Origin of the sequence: Brochothrix campestris FSL F6-1037, from assembly GCF_000525915.1 — a bacterium.
In the GTDB taxonomy this organism is placed as follows: Bacteria; Bacillota; Bacilli; order Lactobacillales; family Listeriaceae; genus Brochothrix; species Brochothrix campestris.
In genome coordinates this window covers 15,092-33,579 of record NZ_AODH01000016.1, presented here as the reverse complement: position 1 = coordinate 33,579, position 18,488 = coordinate 15,092, and the positions used below count along the sequence as shown (strand labels likewise).

At 40.8% G+C, this 18,488-nt stretch carries 22 protein-coding genes; 12 read left to right on the top strand and 10 right to left on the bottom strand.

Annotated features, from left to right (window positions below):
* Window positions 1-20 precede the first annotated feature (20 nt).
* The 5 genes from rnjA (at window position 21) to BCAMP_RS14990 (ending at window position 4,503) form a co-directional block, all read left to right on the top strand.
* Window positions 21-1,697 carry a ribonuclease J1 gene (gene rnjA, locus BCAMP_RS04290; RefSeq protein ID WP_035313962.1) on the top strand — a complete coding sequence of 559 codons (1,677 nt, stop codon included), beginning with the start codon at window positions 21-23 and terminating at the stop codon, window positions 1,695-1,697.
* A 159-nt stretch (window positions 1,698-1,856) separates the two neighbouring features.
* Window positions 1,857-2,849 (top strand): MFS transporter, encoded by a 993-nt coding sequence (locus tag BCAMP_RS04285; protein ID WP_198015702.1) that lies wholly within the window; start codon window positions 1,857-1,859, stop codon window positions 2,847-2,849.
* Complete coding sequence (locus BCAMP_RS13775) at window positions 2,794-3,060, top strand: MFS transporter (protein ID WP_198015701.1); 267 nt, start codon at window positions 2,794-2,796, stop codon at window positions 3,058-3,060. The genes BCAMP_RS04285 and BCAMP_RS13775 overlap by 56 nt, the downstream gene beginning before the upstream one ends.
* Window positions 3,061-3,307: 247 nt before the next feature.
* Window positions 3,308-3,904 carry an MFS transporter gene (locus BCAMP_RS13770; RefSeq protein WP_198015700.1) on the top strand — a complete coding sequence of 199 codons (597 nt, stop codon included), beginning with the start codon at window positions 3,308-3,310 and terminating at the stop codon, window positions 3,902-3,904.
* Between the two features lie 47 nt (window positions 3,905-3,951).
* On the top strand, window positions 3,952-4,503 hold the full coding sequence (locus BCAMP_RS14990) for an MFS transporter (protein ID WP_198015699.1): 552 nt from the start codon (window positions 3,952-3,954) through the stop codon (window positions 4,501-4,503).
* Between the two features lie 76 nt (window positions 4,504-4,579).
* On the opposite strand, the gene solA is transcribed toward BCAMP_RS14990, so the two are convergent.
* Window positions 4,580-5,716, bottom strand: coding sequence for an N-methyl-L-tryptophan oxidase (gene solA, locus BCAMP_RS04270; protein ID WP_035313959.1), 1,137 nt, complete (start codon window positions 5,714-5,716; stop codon window positions 4,580-4,582).
* 321 nt (window positions 5,717-6,037) lie between these two features.
* On the opposite strand from solA, the gene BCAMP_RS04265 reads away from it, so the two are divergent.
* From BCAMP_RS04265 to BCAMP_RS04245, 6 genes are read left to right on the top strand one after another with little or no spacing between them, the layout of a single operon-like run.
* Window positions 6,038-6,424: a carboxymuconolactone decarboxylase family protein gene (locus tag BCAMP_RS04265; RefSeq protein WP_051456879.1), complete on the top strand. Its 387-nt coding sequence runs from the start codon at window positions 6,038-6,040 to the stop codon at window positions 6,422-6,424.
* Window positions 6,425-6,428: 4 nt separating this feature from the next.
* Entirely contained in the window at window positions 6,429-7,235 is an 807-nt protein-coding gene (locus BCAMP_RS04260; protein ID WP_035313957.1) for an SDR family oxidoreductase, read from the top strand.
* A gap of 40 nt (window positions 7,236-7,275) precedes the next feature.
* On the top strand, window positions 7,276-8,055 hold the full coding sequence (locus BCAMP_RS04255; protein WP_051456878.1) for a transporter substrate-binding domain-containing protein: 780 nt from the start codon (window positions 7,276-7,278) through the stop codon (window positions 8,053-8,055).
* Between the two features lie 18 nt (window positions 8,056-8,073).
* On the top strand, window positions 8,074-8,454 hold the full coding sequence (locus BCAMP_RS14275; protein ID WP_232217911.1) for an ABC transporter permease subunit: 381 nt from the start codon (window positions 8,074-8,076) through the stop codon (window positions 8,452-8,454).
* Window positions 8,427-8,792 carry an ABC transporter permease subunit gene (locus BCAMP_RS14270; RefSeq protein ID WP_332248506.1) on the top strand — a complete coding sequence of 122 codons (366 nt, stop codon included), beginning with the start codon at window positions 8,427-8,429 and terminating at the stop codon, window positions 8,790-8,792. Before BCAMP_RS14275 ends, BCAMP_RS14270 begins: the two co-directional genes overlap by 28 nt.
* Window positions 8,785-9,516 carry an amino acid ABC transporter ATP-binding protein gene (locus BCAMP_RS04245; protein WP_035313954.1) on the top strand — a complete coding sequence of 244 codons (732 nt, stop codon included), beginning with the start codon at window positions 8,785-8,787 and terminating at the stop codon, window positions 9,514-9,516. Before BCAMP_RS14270 ends, BCAMP_RS04245 begins: the two co-directional genes overlap by 8 nt.
* Before the next feature lie 114 nt (window positions 9,517-9,630).
* On the opposite strand, the gene BCAMP_RS04240 is transcribed toward BCAMP_RS04245, so the two are convergent.
* The 5 genes from BCAMP_RS04240 to BCAMP_RS04220 all read right to left on the bottom strand — a co-directional run bounded on the left by BCAMP_RS04240 (window position 9,631) and on the right by BCAMP_RS04220 (window position 13,835).
* Window positions 9,631-10,308, bottom strand: coding sequence for a potassium channel family protein (locus BCAMP_RS04240; RefSeq protein ID WP_035313953.1), 678 nt, complete (start codon window positions 10,306-10,308; stop codon window positions 9,631-9,633).
* Window positions 10,309-10,323: 15 nt separating this feature from the next.
* Window positions 10,324-10,956 carry a response regulator transcription factor gene (locus BCAMP_RS04235; protein ID WP_035313952.1) on the bottom strand — a complete coding sequence of 211 codons (633 nt, stop codon included), beginning with the start codon at window positions 10,954-10,956 and terminating at the stop codon, window positions 10,324-10,326.
* On the bottom strand, window positions 10,949-12,010 hold the full coding sequence (locus BCAMP_RS04230; RefSeq protein WP_051456877.1) for a sensor histidine kinase: 1,062 nt from the start codon (window positions 12,008-12,010) through the stop codon (window positions 10,949-10,951). Before BCAMP_RS04230 ends, BCAMP_RS04235 begins: the two co-directional genes overlap by 8 nt.
* Window positions 12,007-12,726: a cell wall-active antibiotics response protein LiaF gene (gene liaF / locus BCAMP_RS04225; RefSeq protein ID WP_035313951.1), complete on the bottom strand. Its 720-nt coding sequence runs from the start codon at window positions 12,724-12,726 to the stop codon at window positions 12,007-12,009. Before liaF ends, BCAMP_RS04230 begins: the two co-directional genes overlap by 4 nt.
* 164 nt (window positions 12,727-12,890) lie before the next feature.
* Entirely contained in the window at window positions 12,891-13,835 is a 945-nt protein-coding gene (locus BCAMP_RS04220; protein WP_232217910.1) for a CvfB family protein, read from the bottom strand.
* A gap of 150 nt (window positions 13,836-13,985) precedes the next feature.
* Between BCAMP_RS04220 and BCAMP_RS04215 the strand changes: the two genes are divergently transcribed.
* Window positions 13,986-14,297: a hypothetical protein gene (locus BCAMP_RS04215; protein WP_051456876.1), complete on the top strand. Its 312-nt coding sequence runs from the start codon at window positions 13,986-13,988 to the stop codon at window positions 14,295-14,297.
* A 54-nt stretch (window positions 14,298-14,351) separates the two neighbouring features.
* On the opposite strand, the gene trmB is transcribed toward BCAMP_RS04215, so the two are convergent.
* From trmB to pepV, 4 genes are all read right to left on the bottom strand, one after another.
* Entirely contained in the window at window positions 14,352-14,990 is a 639-nt protein-coding gene (gene trmB, locus BCAMP_RS04210; RefSeq protein WP_035313950.1) for a tRNA (guanosine(46)-N7)-methyltransferase TrmB, read from the bottom strand.
* Window positions 14,991-14,993: 3 nt separating this feature from the next.
* Window positions 14,994-15,788 carry a phosphotransferase family protein gene (locus BCAMP_RS04205; RefSeq protein ID WP_035313941.1) on the bottom strand — a complete coding sequence of 265 codons (795 nt, stop codon included), beginning with the start codon at window positions 15,786-15,788 and terminating at the stop codon, window positions 14,994-14,996.
* Between the two features lie 369 nt (window positions 15,789-16,157).
* A complete protein-coding gene (gene dat, locus BCAMP_RS04200; protein WP_035313939.1) occupies window positions 16,158-17,006 on the bottom strand; it encodes a D-amino-acid transaminase in 849 nt (282 codons plus the stop codon).
* A gap of 36 nt (window positions 17,007-17,042) precedes the next feature.
* A complete protein-coding gene (gene pepV, locus BCAMP_RS04195) occupies window positions 17,043-18,452 on the bottom strand; it encodes a dipeptidase PepV (protein ID WP_035313937.1) in 1,410 nt (469 codons plus the stop codon).
* Between the last annotated feature and the right edge of the window lie 36 nt (window positions 18,453-18,488).

Genomic DNA, 18,488 nt, shown 5'->3' with positions numbered 1-18,488 from the left:
TAGAGGAAATTTAACTTCGTATGAAACTTGTAAAAAATAACGAGACTGCAGTCTTTGCCCTAGGTGGCTTAGGAGAAATCGGTAAAAACATGTACTGTGTGCAATTCCAAGATGAAATCATCGTAATTGACGCAGGCGTGAAGTTTCCAGAGGATGATTTGTTGGGCATTGATTACGTTATCCCTGATTACACTTACTTGATTGAAAATGCGGATAAAATTAAAGGCGTGTTTATTACCCATGGTCACGAAGATCATATCGGTGGTATTCCGTTCTTACTTAAACAAGTTAACTTACCAATTTATGCAACAAAATTAGCACTCGGCTTAATTCGTAACAAATTAGAAGAACATGGTTTGTTACGTACTGCTGAATTGATTGAATTCAACGAAGACGATGTCTTTAAATTCCGTAAAACAAGCGTTTCGTTTTACCGAACAACGCACAGTATCCCTGATGCGTTTGGGATTGTTGTAAAAACACCTTCAGGTAATATTGTTGAAACGGGCGATTTCAAGTTTGACTTCACCCCCGTTGGTCAACCAGCTAACATTACGAAGATGGCTGAACTTGGTAAAGAAGGCGTCTTATGCCTTCTTGCAGATAGTACAAATGCAACTGTTCCTAAATTCACGATGTCAGAAAAAATCGTGGGGAATAGCATCAAAGATATTTTCGAAACAGTTGATGGGCGGATTATCTTTGCAACCTTCGCTTCCAACATGCACCGTGTGCAACAAGTTGTTGAAGCTGCCGTTGAAAAAGGACGTAAAATCGCTGTCTTTGGCCGTAGTATGGAGTCTGCTTTAGAAATCGGTCAAGAATTAGGTTACATTGCCGCACCGAAAAACACCTTTATCGATGCACACCAAATTAAGCGTCTACCAGCTAATCAAGTTTGTATTTTATGTACTGGTTCGCAAGGTGAACCGATGGCTGCGTTATCACGTATCGCCAACGGAACGCATCGTCAAATTCAAATACAACCAGGCGATACGGTTGTTTTCTCTTCATCACCGATTCCAGGTAATACGGTGGGCATCAACAAAACAATCAACCGTCTCTATCAAGCCGGTGCTGATGTTATTCATGGTAAATTGAATAACATTCATACCTCTGGTCACGGTGGAATGGAAGAACAAAAACTGATGCTTCGTTTAATGCAGCCTAAGTATTTCATGCCAATTCACGGTGAATACCGCATGCTTAAGAGCCATCAACAAACAGCCATCAACTGTGATGTCCCTGCCGATAACACCTTTATTTGTGGCAATGGTGATGTGCTTGCCTTAACACAAGACTCTGCACGTATTGCCGGTCGTGTCCCTTCAGGTACAATTTATGTTGATGGAAAAGGTGTTGGTGATATCGGTAGCATTGTGCTTCGTGATCGTCGTATCTTATCCGAAGATGGGATTGTGTTAGTCGTAACAACCGTTGACTTTAAAAACCAACGCGTAATGTCTGGTCCTGACATTATCTCTCGTGGCTTTGTCTATATGCGTGAATCTGGCTCATTAATTAATGATGCGCAATCCTTGATTACACGTCGCTTACAAAAAGCGATGAATGGCAGCAAGGAAATCACTCGTCATGATATTAAATCACTCGTGATTGATACGTTAAACCCTTACTTCTATGACAAGACAAAACGTCGTCCGATGTTATTGCCTGTTATTATGGAGTATGATAAATAAACTAAAAAAACCGCTTAGTCGCATTGTCGACTACGCGGTTTTTAACTGTCCGCTGATAGGTATTAGGACACGGCATAAAAAGACTTTTTACATATTTACTCCTGAGTGAATGTGGGATATAGTGACAGGAATAGCATCGATACTTAGGAGGAGACACCCATGGAAACAACATCCGCGAATAAGAAACGTCATCTCGGCTTGATTATCACCTTGATGATGGGGTATACAATGGCTTATATGGATAAATCACTGATTTCGACAGCAATGATTCCGATTGCGAAACAGTACAATCTCTCATCATCCCAAACAGGCTTGATTATGTCAGCTTTTTTCCTCAGCTATGCCTTAACTCAAATACCGAGTGGTTGGTTAGCTGATAAGTTTGGCTCAAAGATTGTGTTGCTAACGTCGCTCAGTTTCATTACCGTGTTTGCCTTCATTTTTGGGATTGTTAGTCATTTATTTATCTTTATGCTCATTCGTTTTTCAGCTGGTGTTGGTCAAGGTGGCTACCCATCAGCTACCTCACGTGCAATTACCGAAAATTTTGATCAAAAACAGCGTACCTTCGTGCAATCACTCATGCTTTCGACATCAGGAATCGGTGGGATACTGGCCTTTACCTTAGGTGCTAATTTAATTGCCGTCAATTGGCGCTATGCCTATCTTTTATTAGGCTCACTTTGCCTAATTGCTACGATTTTGGCCGCTCTCTTTTTGCCTAGAAAAGAACCCGCCAACGCAGCAACAAAACAAAAAACACCGATTAAATACGTCAGCTTATTGACCAATCGTAATGTCTTATTACTGTTTTCCATCCTCATTCTCGTCAACTATTTATTGTACGGCATTATGTCTTGGCTACCGACCTATATGAGTCAACAATTTGATCTGACAATCAGCACATTAGGCATCCTACTAGCTATTAACGCAGCCTTTCAAACAGTCGGTTCATTCAGTGCAGGCTTACTCCTCTCAAAATTTTTTTTTAGGAAGAGAACGACTCTTTATCGTTACACTTTGTCTTGCCTCTGCCCTCTTTTTAGTCGGTTTCATACTCGCAACATCACTCGTCGTATCGATGATTCTCTTGCTGTTGTTAACAACCTGTTCAGTCGCAGCCTTCACATCGATTTTCAGCTGGCCTCATAAACTCTTTGATGAATCGATCATCGGTTCTGTTATTGGCTTAATTAATACCGGTTCGGCCGTCGGAGGTGTCTTAGCACCAATGACCTTAGGTTTCTTAATTGAAGTTGCCTCTGGTTCCTTTTTCTTAGCCTTTATTTCGATGGCAGTGGCAATATTAGCGTCAGCAATAATTATTTTATTTATTAGACCTAAAGCAACATCAGCTCATTAAACAGCGTACAACTTGGAAAGAAAATGAAGTCTCTTAGACTCTATCTGCAGTCACGTCATCTTGTACCCGAAGTCACTTGAACTAACGTTCAAAGTAAAATCAGTTTAATTCGACTTTGTCTACAGTCTGGGACATCTCTCACCGAGAGATGTCTTTTTTTACACAAACAGCTATTTACATTCGTCATCAAATAAGGTATATTAGCACCATAAATATAACCGATACTTTTAAGGGAGGCGATTTTTTGTTGACAAAAGAACAGCGTGAGAATGGCACAATTGGTTTAATTGTAACATTAATGATTGGTTATACGATCGCTTACATGGATAAAGCGATGATTTCTACTGCTATCATTCCTATTTCTGCTGAATATCAACTCAGTTCAACTGAAGCAGGTTTCATCATGTCTGCCTTCTTCTTAAGTTACTCGTTAACACAAATCCCAAGTGGCTGGTTAGCTGATAAATTTGGCGCTAAGGCAGTGTTGTTGACCGCGCTGAGCTTAACAACAGTTTTTGCCTTATTGTTTGGACTCGTGAGTAACTTACTTATGTTTATGCTCTTTCGTTTTTTTGCAGGCGTTGGACATGGCGGTTATCCGCCAGGCTGTTCGCGTGCGATTGGTGAGTATATTCCAAAAAAGCAACGAACTTTTATTCAATCGCTCATGATTGCTACCGCTGGTTTAGGTGGGATTCTCGCCTTCACTTTAGGTGCTAACTTAATCGCACTCAATTGGCGTTATGCTTACCTTCTGTTAGGCACATTCTTTTTTATGGCCACAGTATGTGTCGCACTTTTTTTTACCGGGAAAAGCGAAAAATGCTACCACCCAAAAAACTGAAAATAATAAACCTAACATAAAATACCGGACAATATTACTCAATAAAAATGTCATCCGTCTTTTTTTTAGCGATGATTCTCATTAATTTTTTACTGTATGGGATTGTCTCCTGGCTCCCATCGTATTTGAAAACAACCTTCTCACTCAGTATTGGCACCATTGGTTTGTTACTTGCTTGTAACGCTGTTTTTCAAACATTGGGCTCCTTTTTAGCCGGTATCTTAATGTCGCGTTATTTCGCAAACAAGGAGCGCCGACTGATTGTTTGCCTCTGTCTTGCAACAGCCTTATTTTTAATCGGCTTCATGTACTCTTCGGTCTTAGCACTTTCAATGATACTGCTCCTCTTACTCTCCCTCTGTTCGACAACTGCTTTTACAGCCATGTTCAGTTGGCCCCATAAATTATTTGATTCCTCCATTATCGGTTCTTCCATTGGTTTAATTAATACTGGATCGGCAATCGGTGGTTTCATCGCTCCGATGACCCTCGGATTTCTAATCCAACTCGCGTCAGGTTCGTATGTCCTGTCCTTTTGTTCAATGGCTTTGGCCGTTGTTATTTGTGGGGGCATTGTCTTGTTTATCAAAAAAAAATGAGTTTCGCTTACTCAAACGCTTTTCTTCAATTTGCTAAAAGCCTCCTCAAAAAAGAGGGGGCTTTTACTGTCTAATATTATTGAAAGCGGTCCAATGAAAATGGCGAAATATCGAGTGTTGTTTCCCCTCTTGTTACAAGGTCACTGACAATTTCTCCCACTGCGCTAGCAAACTTAAAACCGTGACCCGAAAAACCAGCCGCAATTGCTATATTTCGATAAGTAGGATGTAAATCAATCACAAAATCTTCATCTGGTGTCATCGTGTACATGCAGGTTTTCCCTTCTTTTAAAGCGCCTACCTGTGGCATAAAACGTCTTAAAAATTCGGTTAACTCTTCTTCGTCACCTTTAACTGTTCCAAAGGCTTGTTTTGGTTCATCGGGATTAATCGGTAAACCACCATCATGACGACCAAGTTTGAGTCCCGCACCAGCCACACTCGGAAAACCATAGTAAGCTGAGTCTCCCAAATCAAACGCAAAGCCTGGAAATGACTGTTCGTCATATAAATCATTAGTTGCCTCATACCATGCAAACGTCTTGCGAATCGGGGTCACAGGTAACTTTAAATCGAGTTGTTGTAACAACTCACCTGCCCAAGCACCGACTGAAACAATCACTGCATCGGCCGTAAACACGGCACCATCAGCTGTTTCAATCGTAACTGGTTCATTGCCTTGTTGCGGATTAATACGGATGACACGACTGTTTAGACGCAGTTCAGCGCCTGCCTTGAGCGCCGCTTCACGATAGGCTGCAATGCACTCCTCTACTAATAAAATCCCCGACGTCGGTTCAAAACAGCCTAACAAATCCGCTGGTAATGTCAGCCCGGGCCATTTTTCATTAACTTCTGCAGCCGTTAAAACAGCTAATGGGAGCTCAAACGTCTTCGCACTTTCGCAGACATTTCTAACAAATACACCATCGCTCCGACCTACATTGAGAACACCCGTCTGCTTGAATATTTCTCGTGGTGTTTCGGCTTGTAAGGTCTGCCATAGCTCGCTGGCACGGATAGCAAATGGAACATATTCGACCCCTTCACCATAGGCATAACGAATAAGACGTGTTCCACCATGGTGACTGCCCTGTTCATGTGGTGGATTAAAGGCGTCTAACATCAGTACCTCTTTCCCTTGATTGGCTAAAAAATAGCCTGCTGCCATTCCCATTGAACCAGCCCCAATAACAATATGTTGATAATGCATTTAGTTCTCCTCCTAAAAAATATTTTAACTGCACCTAAATCCGACTATGTCAGTGAGGATTGATAACCATTCACCAAAACAGTCCCGATTTTAAATTGACTAATTCCGATAAGTTTACTATACTTTAAATGGTTGAATATTCTCATAATTATAAACGAAAGCAAAGGGGTTGTCTATTCATGGTTTATGTTACACCACTCACTTATGAAACAGCATCACCGAAAGCACAAGCAGCCTTCGAGGATCAGATTAAACAACATGGTCGCATCACTAATATGAAAAAAAACACTACTGCATTCTGTCCCAGCCTTCGAGGCCTTAATGACTTGGTATCCTCTCCAACGAGAAGTCGCCGCTCTTATTGGTGAACGGGCGACTAACTTTTACTGTTATGCAATTTCGACAACGAATGAGTGCTTAATTTGTTCGATGTTCTTTAAAAAGATTTTAGATGATTTAGCGATTGATTTCAGCACATTCGCTTTCACAGACGAAGAAAACGACTTAATTGCCTACGGTAAAACCCTTGTTGCTGATGCGGCCAATATACCACCTGCCTTAGTCGCTCGCTTACGGTCACGCTATAGCACTGAAACATTCGTCTTATTAACGGCCTTCGGTTCAATGATGATTGCGACCAATTTAATCAACACTGCTTTACAGGTTGAGCTCGATGAAGTTTTACTACCCTATACGAAAAGAGGCTAATACAATGACAAACACATATGCTAATAAAACCGTCTTTATTACAGGGGCCGCCAAAGGTCAAGGACGTGGTGTCGCCCTCGCGTTTGCGAAGGAAGGTGCCAATATCATCGCCTTCGATCTTGGCGAAAAGATTGACTACCCTGCTTACAACCGCTCGTCGAATGATGATTTAGAACAACTTAAAAGTGACGTCGAATCCTTAGGTGCCCGCATCGCCATTTTCGCCGGTGATGTTCGGCAGGTGGATGACGTCAATTATGCCGTCGCTAAAGGCATAGAAACCTTCGGGAAAATCGATGTTCTCTTTAGTAACGCTGGCATCTGCGCTTACGGTCTCTCATACGAGCTGACTGAATCTGAATGGGATGCGATGATTGACATTAACCTTAAAGGGGGTTGGCTCGTTTCCAAAGCAATTATTCCACAGATGATTGCACAAAATAGCGGTGTCATCATCTATAATTCGTCTGTCGCAGGCTTACGTGGAATGAACCGAATTTCACATTACGCTGCTTCAAAACACGGGCTTGTCGGGCTGGCAAAATCGCAGGCGATTGAACTTGCCCCCCATCATATCCGCGTGTTGACCCTTCATCCGACCGGAGTCAATACACCGATGAACGACGGACTTGCTGAAATGGAAAATGCCACAGCCATTGAAATTGCAGAGCGTTCAGCCGGGAACCTTCAACCCGTTCCATGGGTTGAAATTGAAGATATTGTCCACTCGGTGCTCTTTTTAGCCAGTGATAAAGCACGCTTTATTACAGGATCGCAATACGTCTTAGATGCCGGATTACTCACCCAATAGGAGGACATTATCATGACCTTAAAAAAAAAGCGTTATCGGTTTGACACTATTAAGTTTACTCCTTTTAAGCGCCTGTGGCACTAACACGGCTGATTCAACAGCACCAAAGACAGACACGATTAAAGTCGGTACGATGGGAACGTATAACCCTTTTTCATATGAAGATGAAGCCGGTCAACTGACTGGGTACGACCTCGAAGTACTACGACTCGTTGAAAAGAAGGACCCTTCACTTGCATTTGAGTTTGTCGCTGGTCCATGGGACAGCTTATTTGTCGGTTTAGACGCCAATAAATTCCAGCTGCTCGCTAATCAAATCACTTCGAATCCTGACCGTCTTAAGCATTACACCTTATCAGAGACACCCTATTTTAAGAGTGTTTCCCAAATTATCGTTAAAGCCGATAACCAAACATCTATTACAACATTGGCGGATTTAAAAGGGAAGAAAATTGGATTAACAGTCGGCGATTCATTTACACGTATTGTTGAAGACTGGAACAAGGCCAATGGAAATATTCTTAAAATTAACTACTACGAGCAAGACATTACGACTATTCTTGAAGATATTGAAAATGGCCGACTTGATGCCACTGTCAATGATCCGATTATGGCAAAAAATAAGGCTGCTATCCAAAAATTACATATTAAAGCAGTAGGTAACATTATTGCCTCAGACCCGACCTACTTTATCGCAACCAAAGATAAGCCTGGTAAAGCGCTGATGAAAAAAATTGATGCCGCACTTACGAGCTTAAAAGAAGAGGGTAGTTTAGCCAAATTATCAACGAAATGGTTTGATGAAGATTATACAAACTAGCATCAGAAAGGACCTGTTATGCGCGAACTCTTAGACTTTGATTATATGCTTGCTTCCTTACCCACCATTTTAAAAGGTGTGCCCGTTTCACTCGCTATCGCATGTATTGCCTTTGGTTTCGGTTTGATACTGGCACTATTAATTGCCTTAATCCGACTCTATAACGTACCTGTCCTGAAGCAATTAGCCATTTTGTTTGTGTCCTTTATGCGTGGAACGCCCTTACTGGTGCAAATCTTTTTAGCTTATTATGGCCTTCCCTTAGTCATTCGTACACTCAACGAAACCTATGCCTTTACTTGGGATATTTCATTTATTCCTGCGATCTATTTTATCTACGTTGCCTTTACCCTTAATGCTGGTGCTTACTTATCAGAAACATTCGCTCTGCGATTCTAGCCGTTGACAACGGTCAATTAGCCGCTTGTTATTCAGTCGGTATGACCACCACACAAGCATTACGACGTGTCATTTTACCACAAGCGCTACGCATTGGCATTCCTAATCTCTTCAATCATTTCATTATTCTCTTAAAGGATACTTCACTAGCTTTTGCTGCGTCGGTTCCTGAAATATTAGGCGAAGCGAAGATGATTGCCGGTCGAACATCACAATTTTTCGAAGTTTATATCGTCGCCGCACTTATTTATTGGGCCTTATGTTCCATTCTTGAACTGGTAAGTGTCATACTTGAACAGCGCTTGACTAAACAAACAGGAGGGCTACGTTATGATTAAAATTGAGAGGCTCACTAAAACGTTTGGCGACACGACTGTCTTACACAATATCGATTTAACTATTGCCACTGGTGAAACAGTTACAATTATCGGGCCGAGTGGTTCCGGTAAATCAACCTTGCTCAACTGTTTAAACCTCCTCGTTACCCCTGATGAAGGCTCGGTCACGATTGGAGAGGCCTTTTATCAAGCACCAAAACTTTCAAAAAAAACACGACTGACTATTCGCAGACAGTCGGCGATGGTATTTCAAAACTACAATTTATTTGCCAATCTGACAGTCGAAGCCAATGTAACGGAAGCGTTAGTCACCGTCTATCGCTGGTCAAAAGCCACCGCCACACAGCGCGCTTTAGAATTGCTTAACGACGTTGGTTTACGTGATAAAGCAAAGCTGTATCCTCACCAATTATCAGGTGGGCAAAAACAACGGATTGCCATTGCACGTGCTTTAGCAATCAAGCCGAACGTCATCTTATTCGATGAACCGACGTCGGCACTTGATCCCGAATTGGTAACGGAGGTATTACATGTTATCCAGTCAGTTGTCAAACAAAAAATCACCGCCATCATCGTTACCCATGAATTGGCCTTTGCCCGTGACGTGTCTGACCGAGTCGTGTTGATGGCTGATGGACAAATTGTCGAACACAATACGACAGCCGCTTTTTTTGATCATCCACAACACGAGCGTACGAAACAATTCCTCGCTGCTTTTTCATAACAAAACAACATTTCTAGACAGTCTTAGCCTTTCTTAAACAAAGGGTCTGTTTGGACTTTGTCTCCAATCTAAAACAGGCGTTCAGCTCCTTATCTCGGAGCTAAACGCCTGTCTTTATTCTAGTTTTTCTTTGAGACGCTCAATGTCAGTATCGGCACCAATAACCATTAAGGTATCATTGACCTTAATGAGTTCTGTTGGTGCTGGATTGACCATCATCACGCCAGCACGTCGAATTGCAACCACATTTAAGCCGTACTCAGAACGGACTTTTAACTCGATTAACGAGCGTTCTTTAAAGCGTGTATTTTGCACTGACAATTCAACTAAACTATATTCATGGCTCAGTTCTAAGTAATCAATCACATTACGAGACGCAATATAATGAGCAATTCGTCGACCCATGTCACGTTCAGGGAATACAATACGATCGGCACCAATTTTAGAAAGCACCTTCCCATGACTTTCGTTTTGGGCCTTAACCGTGACATGTTTGACACCCATTTCTTTCAGGAGCAAGGTGATTAAAATACTCGCCTCAACATCTTCACCAATCGCGACCACAACATGATCAAAGTTGCGAATGCCAAGGTTATTCAGAACATTTTCATCCATTGAGTTACCAACAACCGCATGGGTGGCAATGTTTGCATAAACGTTGACCCGTTCTTCATTAATATCAATCGCCAATACTTCTTTACCTAAATCGATTAATGTTTCACAAATACTGCCTCCAAAACGACCGAGACCAATGATGGCATAGTTTTCATCTTCTTCACGGTATTTTACCACTTTTCTTGCCCCTCTCTATTCGACGAGTTGATGTTTAAACGCATAAATGACCGCTTGGGTGCGATCGGATACATCAAGCTTCGATAAAATATTACTTACATGTGTTTTAACCGTCTTTAAGGTAATGAACAGTTCATCGGCAATTTCTTGATTCGAACGCCCTTTTGTAATTAAGAACAATATTTCACGTTCACGCTTCGTTAACTCTTCATGTAACGGCGTTTCTTGCGGGCGTGTGAGACGTTTCATCATCTTGCCTGTTACTTCTGGCTCCAGCACTGAATCGCCCTTATACGTCATCCTAATCGCACTCGCAATCTCACGTGCTGCTGATGTTTTGAGCATGTATGATTTTGCCCCCGCCTCTAAGGCTGGATAGACTTTCTCGTCATCAATAAAGCTGGTGACAATAATAATTTTTGCTTCCGGCCAAGCAGACATAATGGCACGCGTGGCTTCAATGCCATCCATCTCATCCATTACTAAATCCATCAAAATGATATCTGGTCGCAAAGCCAATGCTTTTTCAACACCAATTTGACCATTTTCGGCTTCTCCGACCACTTCAATATCTGCTTGAACAGCCAAATAGGAAGATACACCGAGACGAACCATTTCATGATCATCTACTAATAACACACTAATCATCTGCTTCACCTTCTTCTACGATTGGGATTTTTATTTCAACACTCGTACCTTGTTTTGGAAAGCTAATTATTTTTAAAGAACCACCTATTTCATTGATCCGTTCTTGCACATTTTGCAAGCCATATGAGCCTGGGTTCGCATTAAAAGCAGTCACTTCAAAGCCTTTACCGTCATCCACCACTCTTAAAATGGCAATCTTTTGCACCTGCTTAAAATACACATTGAGATGGTGCGCCTTTGCATGTCTCATCGTATTACTAATCAATTCTTGGACTACGCGAAACAAATGATTCTCTAGCGCCGTTGGAAAAACGATTGGATCTATCTTCCAAGTCATTTTAAGTGGCACCTTCGATTGCAATTCACGTAGTAAACCTTCAATCCCCTGTTGCAAGGATTTCCCTTCAAGTAACACAGGTCTCAGATGCAATAATAACGCTCGCATTTCTGATTGTGATTCGTTGATTGTTTTTTCAATGAGATGAAGTTGGTTGACGATAACTGGTGGCAAGGCTGTTTCATCGACCGTTTCATTTACAGCCGAGAGCATCATCGTCGCCGCGAATAATTGTTGGCTGACCGAATCATGTAACTCACGTGCGAGCCGTTGTCGCTCATTCATCAAAATATCTTCTTTTGTTTGCGTCGAGATGCTTCCCTTTGTTTGCTCGCTCAGTTGTTGTGACGCAATTACCTGTTGTTGATAGCGTGTTTGCAAATCAATGACTGCACGTTTCATCAACGTGATTTCTTTGAATTCTTTGACACCCGTTGATTGAATCGACTCTGGTAATGTTCGAGTAACGCGCATTTGACGATTGACGGTATCGAGCTGTTTACGTAAGTTTACCGACAAAACACCGCCAAGCACGCCACCAACTATTAGAGCAATCGTTAGAAAAATGACTCCGACAGGTATACCTGCATAGCCACCTGTCCAAAAAAGTTGTTTAAACGTTAACGATGTTTCCATTATAACACCGATTATTACGACCAACGTTAGTATAAAAGTGAGGAGCGGTCCGGTAATCACACCCCATTTAAAAAGACTCATACGTGCATCACCTCGAGTTCACCAATAATGACGGATACAACCAACTTTATTTTATAGGTTGCTTCTTCATAATTATCGGAATAATGTACAAGGTTTTCTTGTCGTAGCACCGTGGCTGTCTCACTTTCTTGATAGTTGAGTTGTCCCGAAAAAGCGGAATAATCGAGGGCGATACCAACGTCAATTGGCACAACAATGCGCATATCTCCAACCAGACCACGAATCATCGCGATGTTTTCTCCTGGTGGCAAGACAGTGTTTCCTAAATCGATTATAACGTTTCCGATACCAAATTGAATGTTAATATTATCCCATTCGAACGGTGTATCGCCATAATGATAGTCACCGATTAGTTTATTTTTGGCCAATCGTTTTGTTTCTCTTGTGCGATTTGGCTCCTGCAACTGCACATTAATTAAATCAGCTGTATGCTTGATATCGAATAAATGTTTAACAAACAAAATTAAGCCGATTAACAAGCCCAATCTGAAACTAACAGTACCTGCAATCGCTAATACGATGCAGACAACCCCCAGCCAGAACAAAACACTGTGCTGATTGGGGCGCTTCTGTTTGTTACGTTTATACATAATAAACATTAACATGAGACCCACAATTAATAAAATTAGCAATTCGCGATGAAACATTAGTTCAACGACCGTCGTAATTAACAAAACAATCAATAAACGCGAATATAAATGCTGTTTACTCTTCATTCAGCTACCTCCTCTATAAAGCAGTGTACAACCTACTTTACATATTAAAAAGCGAAGAAGTATACCGTTCTATCGAAAAGTATACTCATTCTCACTATTATAATTGTTTTGTTCTCAGTTGTAGAGCTACTAACGGTCGATTCAAACTACGACCTTAGTCTTATTTATGCATCGATATCTTCACTAGTGACAGTTTCTTCTGTGTCAACAAGCGCTGGCATCGCTACTATTTTTGTCCAACCTTCTTCTTGTGTAATTTTACGCGCCTTCATTAATTGACCCAATGCGCGCTTGAACTGTGCTTTACTAATCCCGAATTTAGAACGAATATCATCAGGTGATGATTTGTCTGTATATGGCATTTCACCATCCATGCGGATTAAGTAAGCTTCAATCATTCCTGCATCTTCACCAATTGCTTCATGTGCGCGTTTGCGTAATGACATATTTAACGTTCCATCAGGTCGTACTGCAATGACACGACCTTCAACATGTTCACCTAAACGCGGTTCAATATCACGTTCTGTTTCGTGAATGTATGCCAGATGATTATCGTCGGTCAATAAGAAACTACCCGCGCGAATCAAACGATAAATCGTGCCTGAAATGTTAGTGTTCTTCAGTTCTTCGCCCGCTTTTTTTATAATCGTTTTAATGACTTCTTCTGTCGCCAATACACCCCAAAGACGGTTTTTATCATCAACCCGCATCGCTAACAAGAGACGGTCGCCTTTTTTAGGCCAAATTTGTTTCAACGGTGGCATATCATCCATTGAAACGACTAAATCTTTTGGTAAACCAATATTCACAAACACACCTAAATCACGACGGACTGCGACAACTTCACCCCAGCTGTAGCGATCTATTTGTACTTTAGGAATGATAGCCGAAGCAATGACTTCTTGATCGGTATCATTTAAAATGAACACTTCTAATTCTTCGTCTAACTCGACTGTTTGATTTTCTTTTAAGTATTCACGTGGCATTTTATAGATATCTTCAAAACCGTCCGTCACAAAGATATTTTTTTCATCCATATTTTTCACTTTAACTGTTCTCGTAACCCCTAAATATTTCGTTTGACCATAGTTTTCCATTTTATTCGTCATCCTCTCGACTCTTCATCACTTATTATAACTTACTTTTACGCTTATTACAGTATAACTCTTTAAAATACTTATACCCCTCTTTTTTCACCGTCATACTTACATTAGTGTATAATGAAAAGTAACAGACCAGTTGAAAGAGAGGTAAACAGCATGAAACCAATCACTTTTATTTCGGGTGTTTTAACCGGCTTAGCCGTTGGACACCTTGCTTACCATTACATTGTTGAACCGCGACAACAGGCTCACCCTGACAAGGTGTTACAACAGCTCAAGGCTCAGTTTAAAGATAGCTATGACATTAAGAATTCTTGGATTTCTTATGAGACTCAATCCTATCAACATCTTGGCCTAGCTTACGACGTCTTGCGTGGTGGCTTTTCAAACAGCGATTTCACCAAACGTTATGAGTTCATTGCCGATAGTAAATCAGGTTTGCTGATTGACTTATTTCCCATCGCATAACGCACTACATAAAAACAGGTTGCCGTAGTCCAATGACTGCTTCAACCTGTTTTTTTAATGGAATTTAACTTCACAACGGTAGATTGGTTGGCCTTTGGCCGAGAATTTTTGTTCATACTCCGTTTGAACATTGCCTTCCATCTCTGAGGCATGTAAATCAAGACTGACGTACTCGAGACTTAAACCAAAGTTTGTGAAACTTATTAAAGAATATTCAAATAAACCACGGTTATCTGTTTTAAAATGGATTTCTTGTCCTGGGACTAACACATCTTGGTATGATTTCAAAAACGGCTCTGATGTTAGACGGCGTTTTTCGTGACGTTTTTTTGGCCACGGATCCGAGAAATTCAAATAAATCTGACTGATTTCACCTTGTTCAAAAAACTCTGTCAGTAACGCACCATCAGTTGGTAATAGTTTGATGTTTTTTAAGTCTTTCGCAATAATTTTATCAAGAACATCAATCATGACACTTTTTTGGATTTCGATGCCGATGTAGTTGATTTCAGGATGTAATTCAGCCATTCCGGTTACAAATTGACCTTTACCTGTACCAATTTCAATATGGATTGGGTTGTCATTACCGAACAACGCTGCCCATTTGCCTTTCATTTGTTCAGGTGCCATGATGACACATTCTGGATGTGACTCTAATTTCTCTTGAGCCCACGGTTTATGTCGTAAACGCATTTTCTATAACTCCTCATCATTTAGAACTTTATTTAGCTTCAAGAGCCATTTGTTCATTTCATTTAGTCGCCCACTTTGATGCTTTGTTTTAATTGTTAAAATAATATGGCTGAGCATGTACCATTTTAATTTAACTTGTAATAAGGGTGTCATCACGGTGCCATATTCTTCCAACCAAGTATTCCACTTTTCTTTCGGAATATAAAGATAGAGCAACATGCTTAAATCCACACTAACATCAGATAAAACGGCTCCCTCCCAATCGACAAGGAACAACTCATCTTCATCCGATAACAACCAATTATTATGATTGACATCACCATGACAAACAACAGCGGTCATTGCTCGCGACACACGTTCTTGATTGTTACGCAAATAGCTTAGTGCTAGTTGTACATCTGGATGACGACTAATGTCTTGCTCAAGATCAACTTTAACATGAGCTAACCAGTCTTTAGGGTACATCACATGCGTTTCGATTTTTTTGAGCAATAAGTTTAACGCCCGCGAGGTATGAATGCTACGCATCATATTAATCACACGTGCACTCGTCATTTCGTCATGTGTCAACAATTGGCCATTTGCCCACTTCTGCGCTGTAATGACATCGCCATTTTCTAATCTTTGTGTCCATTTTAAACGAGGCACAAATCCTTCAGCTGACAGGACGGCTAAAAACGGGGTTGAATTTCGTTTTAAAAAGAACTTACCTTCATGATTCGTCGCGTAATAGGCTTGGCCTGATTCGCCACCAGCAGGTTGTAATTCATCCCATTGTCGTCCTAAATAATGTGTCATCTGTGTCGTGCCTCCTTCCTAATTAATTTAATTGAGTGGTTTATAACAAATATTTTCCATTCTTCTCATTGGTAATATCTGCTACTTTAAACTCTCATTTTTTAGTGACTGTTCACCCATTATATTTATAATACACTTCTTATTCTAAAGTGTTAGAACGCGTACGTCAAGACAACAAACGTTCGATTATTGAATAGTTTCCGTAGATGCAAGTTTCACTGTTTTTCAAAAAAACTAGTTGTTCTTTCGCAACAAAAAAACCACCAGCTCTTTTAAGGCTGGTGGTTTTAGACTGAAGTTAAACACTTTTATTGGTTGTATTCTTTACTATAACAACGTTTTTTCGGTCATACATCAGGTAGATGTCGTCTATTTGCCACACTCTTTTTCAATTCTTAAATCATAGTAACGCTGAATTTCGGCTGTTACTGGGCCACGTTTACCATCGCCAACTTGTTTGCCATCAATCGCAATAATTGGGGTTGCATCGTGCCCTGTGCTTGCAAGCATTACTTCATCCGCTGCAAACAATTCCTCCAACGAGAAAGCCTCTTCCACAACTGGAATATTAGCCGCAGCAATTGCTTCCATAATTACGATACGAGTAATTCCTGGCAAAATCAAGTTGGTAAGCGGATGTGTTTTAACAACACCATCTTTAACAATCAATAGTGATGATGATGAACATTCCGTCACTGTACCGTCACGATGTAAAATTGCTTCTTCAGCACCTGCACGTTGTGCCTTTGTTTTTGCCATACAGTTGCCAATCAGGTTCAATGTTTTGATATCACAACGTAACCAACGAATATCATCGGCTGTAATAGCAGTAACACCTTCTTCTAACATTTTCATATCACGGGGATAAGCTTTTGTTTGGCCGGTGATAATTCCTTCAGCGTCATCGTTAAACGCATGATTACGTGGATCTTGATTCCCACGTGTCAATTGAAAATACACATGACCGTCAATCACATTATTTGCTTTAATCAAGTCATAAATAAGACCCGTGAGTTTTTCACGCGTATAAGGTATAACAAGTTCCATTTTCTCAGCACTTGAGTAAAAACGGTCCATGTGTTCTTTTTCGGTAAATAATTTACCATTAAGCACGCGAATCACTTCATAAATTCCATCACCAAACTGATAGCCACGATCAGCAATGCTCACAACACCTGCTTCACTTGCAACGATTTTATCTTTAACTAATACGTTCATCCTATTCACTCCCTTATTAAAATGATGATACCTCTTTTATTTTGCTAATTCGTAAATCGCTTCAGCATAGATAACAGAAGCCTTCACTAAATCTTCCCATACTGAGAACTCATTTTTTTGGTGCATTGTATCAACTGATCCTGGGAATGCCGCTCCAAAAGCAACCGCTTCTGTTAAGTAACGTGCGTATGTGCCGCCACCAATTGATAACAATTCTGATTTTTCGCCCGTTTCTTTTTCATATACTTTCGCTAATGTGCTTACTAAGAATGAATCTCCATCGACATGTGATGGTTTTTCATCTTCAAATAAAGTGATGCTACCGTTAAAGGCTGTTGCTTTTGCAGCAATCGCATCTTTAGCTGTAGGCATATCGAATGTGTACGGGTAACGGAAGTTCAAACCGAATTTACCGCCATCTTTGCCAAATGATAATAAGCCGACGTTCATTGTTAAATCACCTGACTCGTCTTCTGCCGCAATACCAAAGTGTTCTGCGCGCGTGTCATCATATAAATATTTCATTGCAAACGATACAAAGTCGTTCGCTGATCCAGCAATATCATAGCCTGACAAGAAATGTAACAACGCTAAACCTGCGTTAACACCGTTACGTGGTTCCATTGCATGAGCTGATTTACCAATGACTGATACTGTGATTGTATCATCTGTTGCTTCAATTGAACCTTCTAATGCAGTATTAGCGTCGATGTATTTATTGAAAGCAACCATCATTGATGCTGTGTCACCAACTTTTGTTAATGTTGCACTAGCGTCTGCGGCAACCATGTTATAACGTTCACCTGCTGTAAATGCTTCTAATTCAAACTCGCCTTTTTCTGCTGGTCGGTTATTTTCGAATGAAACATCGACTGATGAAATCCCTTTTTCAGTATTGATAATCGGAAACTCTGCATCAGGCGCAAAAGCAATTGTTGGCATTTGTTCATTTTTAAGATACGTTTTCAAGCAGCTCATGCCACTTTCTTCATCTGAACCGATAAAGAAACGAATTTTTTTAGAAACCGGTAAGCCAAGTTCTTTGATGATTTTAAGACCATAGTAGGCTGCCATTGTTGGCCCTTTATCATCGCTGACACCACGGGCAAATAATTTACCATCACGCATTTCTGGTTCATATGGTGCAGATTCCCAACCGTTGCCTTCCGGAACAACATCGACGTGACCTAAAATACCGACAATTTCTTCACCTTGTCCGTATTCGATATGTCCTGCGACATCTTCGATTACTTTTGTTGTGAAGCCATCTTTTTCGCCCATTGCCATCATAAAATCAAGAGCTGCTTTTGGACCAGGCCCAAATGGAGCGCCTGCTGTTGCTTTATCATCTTCACGTACACTACGGATACGTAAAAGGTCTTTTAAGTCTTCGAGCATTGCATCTTGACGAGACTCAACCTCTTGTTTCCAGTTTATGTTTGTCATCTCAATCTCCCCATTCTCTCTACATTCATCATCTAC

What these genes read in the sequence shown, in the direction of transcription:
- liaF (WP_035313951.1), bottom strand. Translation starts at nt 12,726, where the DNA reads ATGAAGAGTAAACAGCATTTATATTCGCGTTTATTGATTGTTTTGTTA.
- trmB (WP_035313950.1), bottom strand. Translation starts at nt 14,990, where the DNA reads ATGCGTTTACGACATAAACCGTGGGCTCAAGAGAAATTAGAGTCACAT.
- pepV (WP_035313937.1), bottom strand. Translation starts at nt 18,452, where the DNA reads ATGACAAACATAAACTGGAAACAAGAGGTTGAGTCTCGTCAAGATGCA.
- BCAMP_RS04220 (WP_232217910.1), bottom strand. Translation starts at nt 13,835, where the DNA reads ATGACGAATAAAATGGAAAACTATGGTCAAACGAAATATTTAGGGGTT.
- BCAMP_RS04265 (WP_051456879.1), top strand. Translation starts at nt 6,038, where the DNA reads ATGACTTGGTATCCTCTCCAACGAGAAGTCGCCGCTCTTATTGGTGAA.
- BCAMP_RS04215 (WP_051456876.1), top strand. Translation starts at nt 13,986, where the DNA reads ATGAAACCAATCACTTTTATTTCGGGTGTTTTAACCGGCTTAGCCGTT.
- BCAMP_RS04230 (WP_051456877.1), bottom strand. Translation starts at nt 12,010, where the DNA reads ATGAGTCTTTTTAAATGGGGTGTGATTACCGGACCGCTCCTCACTTTT.
- BCAMP_RS04285 (WP_198015702.1), top strand. Translation starts at nt 1,857, where the DNA reads ATGGAAACAACATCCGCGAATAAGAAACGTCATCTCGGCTTGATTATC.
- BCAMP_RS04260 (WP_035313957.1), top strand. Translation starts at nt 6,429, where the DNA reads ATGACAAACACATATGCTAATAAAACCGTCTTTATTACAGGGGCCGCC.
- BCAMP_RS04205 (WP_035313941.1), bottom strand. Translation starts at nt 15,788, where the DNA reads ATGACACATTATTTAGGACGACAATGGGATGAATTACAACCTGCTGGT.
- BCAMP_RS14990 (WP_198015699.1), top strand. Translation starts at nt 3,952, where the DNA reads ATGTCATCCGTCTTTTTTTTAGCGATGATTCTCATTAATTTTTTACTG.
- rnjA (WP_035313962.1), top strand. Translation starts at nt 21, where the DNA reads ATGAAACTTGTAAAAAATAACGAGACTGCAGTCTTTGCCCTAGGTGGC.
- BCAMP_RS04245 (WP_035313954.1), top strand. Translation starts at nt 8,785, where the DNA reads ATGATTAAAATTGAGAGGCTCACTAAAACGTTTGGCGACACGACTGTC.
- dat (WP_035313939.1), bottom strand. Translation starts at nt 17,006, where the DNA reads ATGAACGTATTAGTTAAAGATAAAATCGTTGCAAGTGAAGCAGGTGTT.
- BCAMP_RS04235 (WP_035313952.1), bottom strand. Translation starts at nt 10,956, where the DNA reads ATGATTAGTGTGTTATTAGTAGATGATCATGAAATGGTTCGTCTCGGT.
- solA (WP_035313959.1), bottom strand. Translation starts at nt 5,716, where the DNA reads ATGCATTATCAACATATTGTTATTGGGGCTGGTTCAATGGGAATGGCA.
- BCAMP_RS14275 (WP_232217911.1), top strand. Translation starts at nt 8,074, where the DNA reads ATGCGCGAACTCTTAGACTTTGATTATATGCTTGCTTCCTTACCCACC.